Source organism: Agrilactobacillus fermenti (assembly GCF_021030645.1).
In the GTDB taxonomy this organism is placed as follows: Bacteria; Bacillota; Bacilli; order Lactobacillales; family Lactobacillaceae; genus Agrilactobacillus; species Agrilactobacillus fermenti.
Map to the genome: position 1 here is coordinate 15,984 of NZ_JACGCJ010000015.1, position 14,347 is coordinate 30,330.

The following is a 14,347-nucleotide window of genomic DNA, read 5'->3' on the forward strand; positions in this document are numbered from 1 at the left end:
GGAGAGTGACCATATGAGTAATCAAGGCCAAATTGTCCAGGTTATTGGACCAGTCGTTGACGTTTCGTTTCCGCTGGACAAGGACTTGCCTGATATCAACAATGCCTTAAAGGTAAAGAATAACGAAGGCAAAACAATTGTGTTGGAAGTTGCCTTGGAAATGGGCGATGGTGTGTTAAGAACCATTGCCATGGACTCAACCGATGGGATTCAACGGGGTACAACTGTTGAAGATACGGGTGGTTCTATTTCTGTACCAGTCGGTAAAGAAACTTTAGGGCGTGTGTTTAACGTCTTAGGTGAACCGATTGATGGCGGCGAAGATTTCCCCAAGGATTTTCGTCGTGACAATATTCATAAGGAAGCTCCAAAATTTGAAGATTTAAACCCAAGTTCCGAAGTACTTGAAACTGGGATCAAAGTTATTGATTTACTAGAACCCTATTTACGTGGTGGGAAAGTTGGTTTGTTCGGTGGTGCCGGTGTTGGTAAAACCGTATTGATCCAGGAATTGATTCATAATATCGCTCAAGAACACGGTGGTATCTCAGTATTTACCGGTGTCGGTGAACGAACCCGTGAAGGTAATGATTTATACTTTGAAATGAAAGCATCTGGTGTATTGGAGAAAACAGCCATGGTGTTCGGACAAATGAACGAACCGCCTGGTGCTCGGATGCGCGTTGCTTTGACTGGGTTGACAATTGCGGAATATTTCCGTGATGTTGAAGGGCAAGACGTGCTCTTGTTTATTGACAACATTTTTAGATTTACACAGGCTGGTTCAGAAGTATCTGCTTTACTTGGCCGGATGCCTTCTGCCGTTGGTTATCAGCCAACACTAGCAACTGAAATGGGTCAATTACAAGAACGAATCACATCTACTAAGAAGGGTTCTGTTACATCGATCCAGGCCGTTTATGTGCCTGCCGATGACTATACGGATCCTGCTCCAGCCACAACGTTCGCCCATTTGGATGCAACGACTAACTTGGAACGCAGTTTGACGGAACAAGGTATTTATCCTGCCGTTGATCCTTTGGAATCTTCTTCTAGCGCTTTGGATCCTGAAATCGTTGGCGAAGAACATTATGAAGTTGCAACTGAAGTACAGCATGTCTTGCAGCGTTACCGTGAATTACAGGATATTATTTCCATCTTAGGGATGGATGAATTATCTGATGAAGAGAAAGTAATCGTTGCCCGGGCACGTAAAATTCAATTCTTCTTATCACAAAACTTCCACGTTGCCGAACAATTTACAGGACAACCAGGCTCTTATGTGCCAGTTGCCGAAACTGTCAAAGGCTTCCGGGAAATTTTAGATGGTAAATATGATGATTTACCAGAAGATGCTTTCCGTTCAGTTGGTCGCATCGAAGAAGTTGTCGAAAAGGCTAAGAAGATGGGCTTTTCAAGTGATAAGTCTACGGATGCTGACACTTCTGATCAAGCTAAAGCTGCTAATGCCTAAGGGGGTTAGCAAAAATGGCTGATGATCAAACCCAAAATAGAACTGAACAAGATCAAGTTTTACGTGTCAATATTGTGACACCTAATGGCTTAGTCTATAGCCACCGAGCACGGATGTTAGTTGTTAAGGCAATTGATGGTGATTTAGGTATTATGGCAAATCATGAACCGATTATTGCACCGCTGAAGATTTCTGAAGTGCGGGTTCACCGGATGGATGAGAATCATTTAGATGCAATTGCGGTGAATGGGGGCTTTCTTGAAGTCAGTCATAACCAAGCATCAATCACTGCCGATTCAGCTGAACGTGCGCGTGACATTGATTTACGTCGGGCGCAACGCGCAAAGCAAAGGGCTGAAGGAGCAATCCAGACGGCAAAAACGAAGCATGACGTTGATCAAGTTCGTCGAGCTGAGATTGCTTTGAATCGAGCATTGAATCGTATCAGTGTATCAAGTCACAAGTAAAACTTAGTGATCGATATTTTCATTTAAGCATGGTTAAAACAAGCTTTTTGTTTGTTTCTACCATGCTTTTTTATATACAAATTGATGTGATTCCCTTTGACGCTCGTTTTGAATTAAGCTAAAGTAAACTTATCAATCTTTTTTATAAAGGAGCTCAAAGTGAAATACGTTGGTATTCAAGCAATTTATACGGTAACCAGTCATATTTTTTTTATTGTCTTAAGTTTTTGGGCCATTCAGTCACTGCGGTTTGATCAAATTGTCAAGCGAGATCATATTCCTCAAGCTCAATTGATCTTAGTATTTATAGCGATTGCCATTGGCTATGATGTTAGTTCATTTTTCATCAGTTTAGTCGAGCAAGCGCACAATTTTATTTTTTTGTTCCGATGATCCATAAACGGTCTGAGGGCTTATTTCAATGGCTTTGGATATATGCTATAATCAATCAGCGTGAATGTTTAATGTAATGAGAGGAGAATTAGCATGGCAAAAGGAATTGGCATTGACTTAGGCACGGCAAATGTTCTGATCAATGTTCAAGGCAAGGGGATCGTTTTAAATGAACCTTCCGTCGTCGCCATCAATATGACGGATGGTAAGGTGTTGGCGGTGGGCTCTGAAGCGTATCGAATGGTTGGTCGTACACCAGGTAATATCCGTGCAATTCGTCCGCTCAAAGATGGCGTGATCGCTGATTTTGACATCACGGAACAAATGCTGACGTATTTTATAAATAAATTAAATGTAAAAGGGGTACTTTCAAAACCCAATATTTTGATCTGCGCACCAACAAATACGACTTCTATTGAACAAAAAGCAATTATTGAAGCAGCCGAAGCTGCTGGCGGTAAGAATGTTTTCTTAGAATTTGAACCAAAAGTAGCAGCCGTTGGGGCCGGTCTGGATATATTTAAGCCTCAAGGTAATATGGTGATCGACATTGGTGGTGGTACTAGCGATATTGCGGTACTCTCAATGGGTGAAGTTGTCACGAGTGAATCATTAAGACTCGCCGGTGATAAAATGGATCAGAATGTCGCTAATTTTGTCAAACAAAAGCACAATCTATTGATTGGGGATCATACGGCTGAAATGATCAAAAAACAGATTGGCTCAGCTTTTGAACCTGAAACAGATACAGAGATGTCTGTTCGTGGGCGTGACGTTGTAACCGGCTTACCAAAAGAAGTTGTTGTGACATCTACTGAAGTCGAGTCAGCGTTGCATGACACGCTCTATGCCATCATTGCAGCGGCTAAGTCAGTCCTTGAAAAGACACCACCTGAATTATCGGCAGATATCATTGACCGTGGCATTATGATCACTGGTGGTGGCGCGCTCTTAAAGGGAATCGACCGATTATTTGCAGATAATTTGCAGGTGCCAGTATTATTAGCTGAACAACCATTGGATTCAGTTGCTTTAGGTACTGGTAAATTGTTGGAACATATAGCAGACAAAAAGCGCTAATATAGAGGGTGTAGCAACATGGCAGAACAAAAGCAAGTATCTAAAGCAACGGCAAAACAAGATAATTATGCCCATTGGATTTTGAAACGCTTATTGATCTTGTTAGTCGTTACTTTGGTGATGCTCATTATCGGTTTAATGATTGGTTATAAACTCGGTGGTGGTAACCCGTTTAGAGTATTTTTGCCAAGTACATGGCAACATATTTTTAGCTTTTTCCACTAAAATGAGGTAAATCATTATGCGCTCTATTGCAATTACGTTCGTACATTTTTATCAACGTTTTATCTCACCACTATTACCACCTAGCTGCCGCTACTATCCGACTTGTTCGAACTATATGGTGACGGCTTTAAAAAAGTTCGGGTTTATTAAGGGGACAATTATGGGGATTGCACGAATCTTACGGTGTAATCCCTTTGTTCATGGCGGTGTCGACCCAGTACCAGATAAATTCACACTTCGACGTAATCCCCATCCTGAACGTTACGTTGATGAGATTATTGCTAAAAAATTTTATGCCAACAAATAAGGAGTTTTTTATGGCTAAAAAAGAACAGAAAATTGATGTTGAGGTTAAAGATATCTCAGCAGGTGAAACACAAAAATTCGAATTATGGATCAAAGATAGTGCCTTTGCGACCATTACACAAATTTCAGAGCAGCGCTTTGAAACTCAGTTTGCGAGTCAAATTGAACCGCGACACTTCAAGACGTTAGACGATGCAATCAACGATGCATTAATGGAATATAACTTGCACCGAGGTTCGTAGTTTCAGGTTAAAGGAGTCTATTCATGAACGAAACGACAAATGATGGATCTTCAAGAATTGATTATGGCATCATTTTAACGTTAATGCTTTTAGCATTGATCGGATTGATGTCGCTATATGTTGCGATCAATCATGATTCTAGCGCAGGTAGTCCATTGCGGGCGATTATTATTCAGGCTTTATGGTATTTGATTGGCGGGATTGCCATCATCATTATTATGCAGTTTGATGCCGAACAACTATGGAAAATTGCGCCGTATGTGTATGGGGCGGGAATTTTGTTACTGATTGCTGTCCTGTTTTTATATAGCCGACCCTATGAGGCCAAAACGGGTGCCAAAAGTTGGTTTGCGTTAGGCTCACTGACTTTTCAGCCCTCAGAAGTGATGAAGCCAGCCTTTATCTTGATGCTGGCTAAAGTCGTTAATCAACATAATAGCCGGTATAATACCCATACGGTTAAGCTGGATTTTATGTTGATTGGTAAAATGCTGCTAGTTTTACTACCAGTTGCCGTTCTACTTAAATTACAAAATGACTTTGGGACGATGTTAGTATTCTTTGCCATTTTTGGTGGCGTATTATTGGTTTCCGGAATTAGTTGGAAAATTTTAGTACCTGTCATATCGGCAGTTACAGTCGTTGGTGCCACCGCGATCACTTTTGTGAGAACCGACTGGGGCCGCGCTGCATTGGCTAAAGTTGGTTTTCATACGTATCAATTTGCACGTATTGACAGTTGGTTAAATCCATCTCAGAATACAACCGATCAGGGCTATCAATTATGGCAGAGTATGAAAGCCATTGGTTCCGGTCAATTGACAGGCAAGGGCTTTAACCATGCCAATGTTTATGTACCCGTGCGTGAATCAGATATGATTTTTTCGGTAATTGGAGAGAACTTTGGCTTTATTGGTGGCTGCCTACTAGTTTTACTTTATTTTCTCTTGATTTATCAAATGATTCGAGTGATCGTGGATACTAAAAATGAATTTTATGCCTATATTTCAACAGGTGTGATCATGATGATCCTATTTCATGTGTTTGAAAATATTGGTATGTGTATTGGTTTGTTACCTTTAACTGGGATTCCGCTGCCATTTATTTCTCAAGGTGGTTCTGCGTTACTCGGTAATATGATTGGCATTGGCTTAATTATGTCAATGCGTTATCATTATAAAAGTTATATGTTTAGTACTGATGAGAGTTTTAAATAATGCGAAGGAGATTGAGTTATGGCAATCAAACAGACAAAATATTTCTGGACACAAGCGCAAGCTGATGGTACCACGCGGGTGGGCTTGACGGCAGAAGCTCAAGATGAATTGGGCCGCGTTAAATTTGTGGACCTACCAAATTTAGACGGTAAGTTGGCACAAGGCGATACCTTATTAGCAGTGGAAGCGGAAAAAGCCGTTTTGGATTTAGAATCACCGCTCGCTGGAACTATTAAAGCTGTGCACCAAGCAATTGTTGATGATCCAGAACTAATGAATAGTACGGATCGCGACAAAAACTGGATTGCCGATATTAGTGTAGACTAAAAGTTCTTGACACGTTTTATAAAATTGTATAGTATACTAGTCAAGATTAAAATAATAAGTTTTTTACTGGGAACAGATGAGTATATCATTAGTTTTTGCCAAGAGAGTTTCGGTTTGCTGAAAAGAAACCAAAAACAATGATTGAAGATGGTCTGGAAGTATTGAGTGGTGAGCTCTTGTAAGCCATTCACGGTGGGATCCGTTATCCGCAAACTATCCATACGATAGTTATTGAGACAAGTATTGTGAAGTATTTGTAAATAAAGGTGGTAACACGTTTTAACGTCCTTTCGTTATAGAAAGGGCGTTTTTTTTATGTCTTTGAGGAAGTGATTTATTTTTGATTGAATTTAAAAATGTCAGTAAGATCTACCATACACGCGAAAATACGATTACCGCTGTGGATCAGGTTTCATTAAAAATCGAGGCTGGAGAAATATTCGGCATCGTTGGCTATTCTGGTGCTGGGAAAAGTACCTTAGTTCGATTGATCAACAACTTGGAAAAACCAACTTCAGGAGAAGTTTTGATTGATGGCGACAATATTACTGAATTAAGCGGCAAAGCTTTACGCCAACGTCGTCAAAATATTGGGATGATTTTCCAACACTTTAATTTGCTTTGGTCCCGAACTGTTCGTGACAATATTGAATTTCCATTGGAATTGAAGGGTCTTAGCAAAGCAGAGCGGCAGCAAAAAGCAGATGAGTTAATTGATTTAGTTGGTCTAAAGGGCCGTGAAACAGCTTATCCATCTGAATTGTCTGGTGGACAGAAGCAAAGAGTTGGCATTGCGCGGGCCTTGGCTAATGATCCTGAAATTTTGCTGTGTGATGAGGCTACGAGTGCATTGGATCCGGCAACCACCGAGGAAGTATTGGAATTGTTATTACAGATCAATAAACGGCTTCATATCACCATGGTGGTCATCACACACGAAATGCATGTGGTGCGTAAAATTTGCCAACATATGGCTGTGATGGATGCCGGTGCTATTGTTGAACAGGGAGCGGTGTTAGATGTCTTTCGTCATCCCCAAGCTGATCTGACCAAAGAATTTGTTCAAGATGAAGTTAATCCTGAAACTGAAGAAACGGAAACGGTTGTCAGCGAATTATTGGCACAGGTGCCAGACGGTTTGATCTTAAAATTAACTTTCCATGGTGAACAGGCCAAATTGCCGATTATTTCTGAGATGCTGAAACGCTTCCCAGCAATTGAATTAAATATCATTGAAGGTAACATTCACCAAACACAAGGCGGGGCTCTGGGAAATCTATATTTACAGTTAATCGGAGAAAAGCCCCTGCTGGATGAAGGGGTCCATTTTCTGAACCAAATGCATGTGGATACGGAGGTGATCAGAAGTGCAGGATCCAAATAGCTTTGCATCATATTTTAATTTTTCACAAGTCAATTGGCATGACTTGATGACGGCAACCTGGGATACCGTTTGGATGACGTTGCTGTCAGTGATTTTCGTATTTATTTTAGGAATCGTTTTAGGTTTGTTACTGTTTGAGACAACTGGCAAACACTCGTTTTGGGCGGTATTGCTGAACAAGTTAACTGCAATTTTCGTCAATGTCTTTCGATCAATCCCATTTATTATTTTGATTGTGCTCCTGATCCCCATTACAAAGAAAATCACGGGGACGATCATTGGACCAAAAGCAGCTATTCCTTCATTAATTATTTCCGCGGCACCATTTTATGCACGGCTGGTAGAGATTGGCTTTCACGAAATTGAAGCTGGTGTGATCGAAGCGGCCGAGGCAATGGGCGCCAGCAAATTACAGATTATGTGGAAAGTCCTGATACCAGAGAGTATGCCAGCCATTATTTCTGGAATTACGGTAACTGGTATCTCATTGATCGGCTATACAGCGATGGCTGGGGTAATTGGTGCCGGTGGTTTGGGAAATTTGGCTTATCAAGATGGCTTTCAAGCGAACCAAAATGCCGTTACTTTAACGGCAACGATCGTAATTTTAATCATCGTATTTATTTTTCAGGCAATTGGTGATTTAGTCGTCCGCAAAATTGATAAGCGGTCGATTGCTTAGAGATTGATTTTAAATTTATTGGAGGTATGAATTATGAAGTTATTAAACAAAAAGATCAGTTTTGCCTTAGTTACTTTTGGCGCGGCTTTACTATTTGCAGTAGGCGCTGGTAAAGCTAATGCCGCTACGACAATTACGGTTGGGGCCTCACCAGTACCACATGCTCAAATTCTAGAGCATGTAAAGCCACAATTGAAAAAAGAGGGCGTCAATCTAAAAATTAAAAAATTTACCGATTATGTGATGCCTAATCGGGCGTTGACCGCTAAAGAGTTAGATGCTAATTATTTCCAGCATATTCCTTTTTTAGAGGATTATAACAAGAAAAATAATACCGATATTGTCAATGCTGGGTCCGTGCATATTGAACCGATCGGTATCTATTCCAAACAAGTCAAAAAATTATCACAGGTTAAAGATGGGTCTAAGGTACTCGTCAGTAATAACAAACCTGATTGGGGTCGGATTTTGACAATGTTGAAAGACGCTAAATTAATTACCCTCAAAAAGGGTGTCAATGAAACTAAAGCCACTTTTAAAGATGTCGCTAAAAATCCAAAGCATTTGAAATTCGAATATGATTTTGAACCAAAATTAATGCCGGAGTTATTAAAAAATAATGAAGGGGCTTTGGTTGCCATTAATGCTAACTATGCTGTTGGTGCAAAATTGAATCCTAAGAAAGATGCTATTGCTCTAGAGAAAACATCCTCACCGTATGCCAACATTATTGCCGTACGTAAAGGGGACCAAAACAAACCGGCTATTAAGAAATTAGTTAAAGCTCTAACATCTAAGAGTACCCAACAATGGATCGATAAAAAGTATAAAGGGGCTGTCTTACCAGTTAAAGACTAGACTAGCCGAGTGGTCTGATTTATGTAGACATCACGAATGATATGAATCATTGAAGAACAATAGAAAAAGCCTGAGACAAAATCAACGTTTTGTTTTCAGGCTTTTTCTGTATCTATAAATTAATAATTTCAGAATAAAGGTAATGTTGAGACTTATGTTTGATAAAATGAGAAAATTTTGTGAACTTTCAAATTGTATTCGCTTCACTAACTGTAATTAGGCGATTCCCCATAAATGATAATCATTATAAAAATCATTGAAAATCATTCTCAATTAGCATAGAATAAAGTTACTCGAAATAAATAAAATGAGTTAGTTACTACCTAACTGGAGGTTAATGATTATATGGCAACTTTAGAAGTTAAAAATCTTCATGTATCCATCGATACCCAAGAAGAAGGCCGTCAAGAGATTTTGAAAGGCGTTAATTTAAAGATGTCCACTGGCGAGATTCATGCCATTATGGGGCCAAACGGTACTGGTAAGTCAACACTTTCTGAGACAATTATGGGTAATCCCACTTATCAAGTTACAGAAGGTGATATTTTATTAGATGGTAAAAGTATTTTGGACATGCCGGTTGATGAACGCGCACGTGCTGGTCTTTTCTTAGCAATGCAATATCCTGCTGAAATTGCCGGGGTAACCAATGCTGAATTTATGCGTGCTGCTATCAATGCGCGTCGTGCCGAAGATGATCAAATTTCAGTTATGGACTTCATTAAATTTTTAGATAAAAATATGGCTGTTTTGGACATGGATGAGGATATGGCCGAACGTTATTTGAATCAAGGCTTTTCCGGTGGTGAAAAGAAACGTAATGAGATTTTACAATTGATGATGATCCAACCATCTTTTGCCATTTTAGATGAAATTGATTCGGGGTTAGACATCGATGCTATGAAAGTTGTTGCTAAAGGTGTGAACTCTATGCGCGGCGACAATTTTGGTGCCTTGATCATTACCCACTATCAACGACTCTTAAACTATATTGTGCCCGATGTGGTTCACGTCATCATGGACGGTCGTGTCGTTAAAACTGGTGGTCCGGACTTAGCTAAAAAGTTGGAAGATGAAGGTTACGCTGGTTTGCGTGATGAATTAGGGTTAGATATTCAACTGACAGATGATAAAGCGTCTACTTCTAAGGAGGGTTAAGCGTGAAATTAGCACAAACACTCCCAATTGCACCAACAGCCGTTAAAGCTTTTTCAGAAGCACATCATGAAGTTGCTTGGATGACGCAGCTGCGTCAAGCGGCTTTGAATCAATTTGAATCGTTGGATTTTCCCCAATATGAACGCATGAATTATCGGAACTGGCCCTTAACAGAAACACGTAATTTTGAAGTGGAAAGTTCAGAACAGCCTGATTTAAGTACGATCAATATGCATTTAGAAAAGGCTGCTGGGTCTATCGTTCAGTTTGGCAATCAAACAATTAAGATTGCTTTAGACGATGCACTTAAAGCAAAAGGTGTAATTATTACCGATATTTTCACGGCTGAAAAGGAATATCCCGACTTATTACAACAGTATTATATGCAAGTTACGACAACGCCGGATGAACATAAATTAACGGCTTTTCATGCCGCTTTGATGAATAACGGTGCTTTTATTTACGTTCCTAAAAACGTAGTGATCGATCAGCCAATTCAAGCCTATTTTGTTCAAGACAGTACACAGGCGCAAGATTTTGTACATCATCTATTACTAATTGCTGATGAGGGTAGCGAATTTACATACCTAGAAAACTATGAAACTTTAGGTGATCACAAAAACGTAGCGAATATCGTGGCTGAAGTTATTTTAAAGAATAACAGTCATGTTCATTATGCGGCTGTTGATCAACTTGGCGCCCAAACGACGACTTATTTAAATCGGCGCGCTTATGTCATGAATGATGCGCAAATTGATTGGGCCGTTGGTGCCATGAATAACGGCAATATTATCAACGATTTCAATACCGCACTCAAGGGCCGTGGTTCCCATGCGGAAGCCAATGTTGTCGCTATTTCTACCGGTAAGCAAACGCAAGGTATTGAAACTCGGGTCACAAATTATGGGCAACAATCAATTGGTAATATTTTGCAACATGGGGTTATCTTAGAAAAAGCAACGTTAACTTTTAACGGCGTTGGTCATATAGTCAAAGGCGCACGCGGTTCTGATGCCCAACAAGAGAGTCGGGTATTGATGCTTTCCAATAAAGCCATTGGTGATGCGAACCCAATCTTATTAATTGATGAAAATGATGTTCGTGCGGGTCATGCGGCTTCAGTTGGTCGTGTGGATGAACAGCAAATGTATTATTTGATGAGTCGTGGTATTGATAAAGAAACAGCGCAACGTTTGGTAATTCGTGGCTTCCTTGGTTCTGTATTGACAGCCATTCCTGTAAAAGCTGCCCGGGATCAACTAGCTGAAACCATTGAGAGGAAGTTAGTAGATGGTCAAGCAACTGAAAACGATAAAAACTGATTTTCCAATTTTAGATCAAAAAGTCAATGATGAACAATTAGTCTATCTAGATAATGCAGCAACGACGCAAAAGCCTAAAGCTGTGGTTGAAGCTTTAGACCATTATTATTACCATGATAATGCTAACGTTCACCGTGGGGTGCACACATTAGCAGAAAGAGCCACCGAGCAGTTTGAAAATGCTCGCGAAAAAACGGCTGCTTTCATTAATGCACCTAGTAAGCGCAATATTTTGTTTACCCGGGGCACGACCCAAAGTTTAAACTGGATCGCAGCTAGCTATGGTGAACAAAATATAAAAGCTGGCGACGAAATTGTGATTTCTTATATGGAACATCACAGCAATTTGGTTCCTTGGCAACAATTAGCGTTACGTAAGCATGCGACCCTAAAATATATCGGTATGCATGATGATGGTACCTTGGATATGGCTCAGGCTAAAGAACTGATCACGGATAAAACCAAAATCGTTTCAATTGCTCACGTTTCCAATGTATTAGGGGTTGTGAATCCATTAAAGGCATTAGCAGCATTGGCTCATGAACATGGCGCAATTATGGTAGGTGATGGGGCTCAATCCGTCCCCCACATGCCCGTTGATGTTCAAGACTTAGATGTTGATTTTTATGCTTTTTCAGGGCATAAGATGTTAGGTCCAACTGGTATCGGTGGTCTTTATGGTAAAGAAGCGCTGCTTAATGCCATGCCCCCAATTGAATTTGGCGGTGAGATGATCGACTTTGTGGATCTCTATGAGAGTTCTTGGAAAGAATTACCTTGGAAATTTGAAGCTGGGACACCGGATATTTCTGGCGCAATCGGCATGGGTGCGGCCATAGATTACTTAGAGGCTATTGGTTTAGATCAAGTGCAAAAACATGAACAAGCGATTGTTGATTATGTTTTGCCAAAACTATTAGCAATCGATGATTTAGAGGTCTATGGCCCTCAAGATCCAAGCAAACATACTGGGGTCATTGCTTTTAACTTAAAAGGGTTACACCCACATGATTTGGCAACTGCGCTAGATATGGAAGGGGTAGCCGTTCGCGCGGGTCATCACTGTGCACAACCATTAATGAAGTATTTATCTGTGCCAGCTACAGCTCGAGCTAGTTTTTATTTATACAATGATTTTAACGATGCCGATCGTTTGGTTGACGCAATTAAGGCCGCAAAGGAGTTCTTTAAAAATGGGGCTATCTAAATTAGATAATTTATATCGTCAAGTGATTCTTGATCATTCCGAACACCCCCATCATCATGGTCAATTGGCTGATGCTACGAATGACATTGAAATGCGCAACCCTACTTGTGGTGATGTACTAGAATTGCAAGTTCAATTGGATGGCGATACCATCAAGGATATTGCCTTTGGTGGTAGTGGCTGTACGATTTCACAAGCATCAGCTAGTATGATGACCGATGCTGTTTTGAATAAAAGTGTGACTCAGGCGGAAAATATGGTTGAAGTGTTTTCAGAATTAATCGTTGGCGATAAACCTGTGGACAGCTCTATTCTTGGCGATGCTGCTGTTTTAGAGGGCGTTAAGCAGTTTCCGGCACGAATCAAATGTGCCACGTTAGCTTGGAAAGCGTTGCATAAAGCTTTAAATTCAGAAGACCATACTGCCGAGATTGGCGATCTTCATGCACATGCACCAAAGGAGGACGAATCCCATGACAGAAACTAAAAATACGAAAAACAATGAAGAGATGCTTTCTTCAGTACCAACGATAGACGATTATGACTATGGCTTTAGTGATGATGTGAAACCGGTCTTTTCAACCGGCCGTGGTTTGACGGAAGAGATTGTAAGACAAATCTCCGCGCACAAACAAGAGCCCCAGTGGATGCTAGATTTCCGCTTGAAATCTTATAAAATTTATAAAAAGTTAGCCATGCCTGACTTTGGCCCCGATTTATCTGCTTTGGATTTGAAGAACATGCTTTATTTCCAACGGGCAACCGACAAACAGTATCGTGATTGGGATGAAGTTCCAGATAAAATCAAAGATACGTTTGAACGTCTGGGTGTCCCTGAAGCTGAGCGGAAATATTTAGCAGGTTCATCAGCACAGTACGAGTCTGAAGTTGTTTATCACAATATGCGCAACGAATTTGAAAAGTTAGGCATCATCTTTACGGATATGGATACAGCCTTGAAAGAATATCCAGATCTTGTTAAAAAGTATTGGGCTAAACTGGTTCCACCAACAGATAATAAGTTTGCGGCTTTGAATTCGGCTGTTTGGTCTGGTGGCACGTTCATTTATGTACCAAAAGGTGTTCAAACCGATACGCCAATTCAGTCCTATTTCCGAATCAATGCGGAAAATTCGGGTCAGTTTGAGCGTACTTTGATCATCGTTGACGAGGGTGCAAGTGTAAACTACGTGGAAGGCTGTACGGCACCAAATTATTCTTCCGATAGCTTGCATGCCGCTGTTGTTGAAGTCAACGTCTTAAAAGATGCTTACTGCCGCTATACAACGATTCAAAACTGGTCTAAGAATGTTTACAGTCTAGAAACCAAACGCGCTCAAGCTTTGGAAAATGCCACTATGGAATGGGTTGATGGTAACCTAGGTTCTAAGATCACGATGAAGTACCCAAGTGTTTATTTGAATGGTCGTGGTGCCCGGGGGACCATGTTATCTATCGCTGTGGCTGGTGAAGGTGTGGACCAAGATGCTGGTGCACGGATGATTCATAATGCGCCTAATACTTCATCTTCAATTGTTTCTAAATCTATTGCCAAAGATGGCGGTGCCGTCGATTACCGTGGGACAGTGCGCTTTGGTCGTAAGAGTGATGGTTCTTTTGCCCATGTGGAATGCGATACCATCATCATGGATGAAAAGTCCAGTTCCGATACGATTCCTTATAACCAAATTATGAACGGTAACGTTTCGATGGAACATGAGGCCAAGGTTTCTAAAATTTCTGAGGAACAGCTGTATTATTTGATGAGTCGCGGAATTTCTGAAGAAAAAGCAACTGAAATGATCATCATGGGCTTTGTGGAACCATTTACTAAGGAATTGCCAATGGAATATGCAGTTGAACTGAATCGTTTGATTTCTTATGAAATGGAAGGTAGTGTAGGGTAATCTAATTTTTATGATGCTCTACTTTTGGGTGTCGGTGGATGTTTGTCCACTGACACCTTATTTTTATACCAATTTTAAGATGGAAAAAAGAATATCAA

General features: G+C 40.5%; 17 protein-coding genes and 1 other annotated feature. All 17 genes read left to right on the plus strand.

The features are described from left to right. The first annotated feature begins 13 nt into the window (after window positions 1–13). The 17 genes from atpD to sufB all read left to right on the plus strand — a co-directional run bounded on the left by atpD (window position 14) and on the right by sufB (window position 14,249). Window positions 14–1,474 (plus strand): F0F1 ATP synthase subunit beta, encoded by a 1,461-nt coding sequence (gene atpD / locus FHQ08_RS06885; RefSeq protein ID WP_230913663.1) that lies wholly within the window; start codon window positions 14–16, stop codon window positions 1,472–1,474. Window positions 1,475–1,488: 14 nt separating this feature from the next. Beyond that, window positions 1,489–1,941 carry a F0F1 ATP synthase subunit epsilon gene (locus FHQ08_RS06890; RefSeq protein WP_230913664.1) on the plus strand — a complete coding sequence of 151 codons (453 nt, stop codon included), beginning with the start codon at window positions 1,489–1,491 and terminating at the stop codon, window positions 1,939–1,941. A 159-nt stretch (window positions 1,942–2,100) separates the two neighbouring features. Continuing rightward, window positions 2,101–2,334, plus strand: a complete 234-nt coding sequence (locus FHQ08_RS06895) for a DUF1146 family protein (protein WP_230913665.1) — start codon at window positions 2,101–2,103, stop codon at window positions 2,332–2,334. Between the two features lie 93 nt (window positions 2,335–2,427). After that, on the plus strand, window positions 2,428–3,414 hold the full coding sequence (mreB, locus tag FHQ08_RS06900) for a rod shape-determining protein (protein WP_230913666.1): 987 nt from the start codon (window positions 2,428–2,430) through the stop codon (window positions 3,412–3,414). 18 nt (window positions 3,415–3,432) lie between these two features. Beyond that, entirely contained in the window at window positions 3,433–3,639 is a 207-nt protein-coding gene (locus tag FHQ08_RS06905; protein WP_230913667.1) for a DNA-directed RNA polymerase subunit beta, read from the plus strand. Window positions 3,640–3,655: 16 nt separating this feature from the next. Then, window positions 3,656–3,946 (plus strand): membrane protein insertion efficiency factor YidD, encoded by a 291-nt coding sequence (yidD, locus tag FHQ08_RS06910; protein WP_230913668.1) that lies wholly within the window; start codon window positions 3,656–3,658, stop codon window positions 3,944–3,946. A gap of 10 nt (window positions 3,947–3,956) precedes the next feature. Further along, complete coding sequence (locus tag FHQ08_RS06915; protein WP_230913669.1) at window positions 3,957–4,187, plus strand: DUF2969 family protein; 231 nt, start codon at window positions 3,957–3,959, stop codon at window positions 4,185–4,187. A 23-nt stretch (window positions 4,188–4,210) separates the two neighbouring features. Continuing rightward, window positions 4,211–5,404 (plus strand): FtsW/RodA/SpoVE family cell cycle protein, encoded by a 1,194-nt coding sequence (locus FHQ08_RS06920; RefSeq protein WP_230913670.1) that lies wholly within the window; start codon window positions 4,211–4,213, stop codon window positions 5,402–5,404. An 18-nt stretch (window positions 5,405–5,422) separates the two neighbouring features. After that, on the plus strand, window positions 5,423–5,731 hold the full coding sequence (locus FHQ08_RS06925) for a glycine cleavage system protein H (protein WP_230913671.1): 309 nt from the start codon (window positions 5,423–5,425) through the stop codon (window positions 5,729–5,731). A gap of 59 nt (window positions 5,732–5,790) precedes the next feature. Then, window positions 5,791–6,024, plus strand: a binding site (T-box leader). A 47-nt stretch (window positions 6,025–6,071) separates the two neighbouring features. Continuing rightward, entirely contained in the window at window positions 6,072–7,115 is a 1,044-nt protein-coding gene (locus FHQ08_RS06930) for a methionine ABC transporter ATP-binding protein (protein ID WP_230913672.1), read from the plus strand. A gap of 46 nt (window positions 7,116–7,161) precedes the next feature. Next, window positions 7,162–7,797, plus strand: coding sequence for a methionine ABC transporter permease (locus FHQ08_RS06935; RefSeq protein WP_230913715.1), 636 nt, complete (start codon window positions 7,162–7,164; stop codon window positions 7,795–7,797). A 33-nt stretch (window positions 7,798–7,830) separates the two neighbouring features. Further along, entirely contained in the window at window positions 7,831–8,655 is an 825-nt protein-coding gene (locus tag FHQ08_RS06940) for a MetQ/NlpA family ABC transporter substrate-binding protein (protein ID WP_230913673.1), read from the plus strand. A gap of 345 nt (window positions 8,656–9,000) precedes the next feature. Further along, window positions 9,001–9,813, plus strand: coding sequence for a Fe-S cluster assembly ATPase SufC (gene sufC, locus FHQ08_RS06945; RefSeq protein WP_230913674.1), 813 nt, complete (start codon window positions 9,001–9,003; stop codon window positions 9,811–9,813). 2 nt (window positions 9,814–9,815) lie between these two features. Beyond that, window positions 9,816–11,135, plus strand: a complete 1,320-nt coding sequence (gene sufD, locus FHQ08_RS06950; protein ID WP_330166087.1) for a Fe-S cluster assembly protein SufD — start codon at window positions 9,816–9,818, stop codon at window positions 11,133–11,135. Then, window positions 11,104–12,342, plus strand: coding sequence for a cysteine desulfurase (locus FHQ08_RS06955; RefSeq protein WP_230913675.1), 1,239 nt, complete (start codon window positions 11,104–11,106; stop codon window positions 12,340–12,342). The genes sufD and FHQ08_RS06955 overlap by 32 nt, the downstream gene beginning before the upstream one ends. Next, window positions 12,329–12,829, plus strand: coding sequence for a Fe-S cluster assembly sulfur transfer protein SufU (gene sufU, locus FHQ08_RS06960; RefSeq protein WP_230913676.1), 501 nt, complete (start codon window positions 12,329–12,331; stop codon window positions 12,827–12,829). The genes FHQ08_RS06955 and sufU overlap by 14 nt, the downstream gene beginning before the upstream one ends. Further along, window positions 12,816–14,249, plus strand: a complete 1,434-nt coding sequence (gene sufB / locus FHQ08_RS06965; RefSeq protein ID WP_230913677.1) for a Fe-S cluster assembly protein SufB — start codon at window positions 12,816–12,818, stop codon at window positions 14,247–14,249. Before sufU ends, sufB begins: the two co-directional genes overlap by 14 nt. Window positions 14,250–14,347: the final 98 nt, after the last annotated feature.

Coding starts and splice junctions, on each gene's coding strand:
- sufC (WP_230913674.1), top strand. CDS start 9,001: ATGGCAACTTTAGAAGTTAAAAATCTTCATGTATCCATCGATACCCAA.
- FHQ08_RS06925 (WP_230913671.1), top strand. CDS start 5,423: ATGGCAATCAAACAGACAAAATATTTCTGGACACAAGCGCAAGCTGAT.
- FHQ08_RS06955 (WP_230913675.1), top strand. CDS start 11,104: ATGGTCAAGCAACTGAAAACGATAAAAACTGATTTTCCAATTTTAGAT.
- FHQ08_RS06940 (WP_230913673.1), top strand. CDS start 7,831: ATGAAGTTATTAAACAAAAAGATCAGTTTTGCCTTAGTTACTTTTGGC.
- FHQ08_RS06890 (WP_230913664.1), top strand. CDS start 1,489: ATGGCTGATGATCAAACCCAAAATAGAACTGAACAAGATCAAGTTTTA.
- FHQ08_RS06905 (WP_230913667.1), top strand. CDS start 3,433: ATGGCAGAACAAAAGCAAGTATCTAAAGCAACGGCAAAACAAGATAAT.
- yidD (WP_230913668.1), top strand. CDS start 3,656: ATGCGCTCTATTGCAATTACGTTCGTACATTTTTATCAACGTTTTATC.
- FHQ08_RS06935 (WP_230913715.1), top strand. CDS start 7,162: ATGACGGCAACCTGGGATACCGTTTGGATGACGTTGCTGTCAGTGATT.
- FHQ08_RS06915 (WP_230913669.1), top strand. CDS start 3,957: ATGGCTAAAAAAGAACAGAAAATTGATGTTGAGGTTAAAGATATCTCA.
- mreB (WP_230913666.1), top strand. CDS start 2,428: ATGGCAAAAGGAATTGGCATTGACTTAGGCACGGCAAATGTTCTGATC.
- atpD (WP_230913663.1), top strand. CDS start 14: ATGAGTAATCAAGGCCAAATTGTCCAGGTTATTGGACCAGTCGTTGAC.
- sufB (WP_230913677.1), top strand. CDS start 12,816: ATGACAGAAACTAAAAATACGAAAAACAATGAAGAGATGCTTTCTTCA.
- FHQ08_RS06920 (WP_230913670.1), top strand. CDS start 4,211: ATGAACGAAACGACAAATGATGGATCTTCAAGAATTGATTATGGCATC.
- sufU (WP_230913676.1), top strand. CDS start 12,329: ATGGGGCTATCTAAATTAGATAATTTATATCGTCAAGTGATTCTTGAT.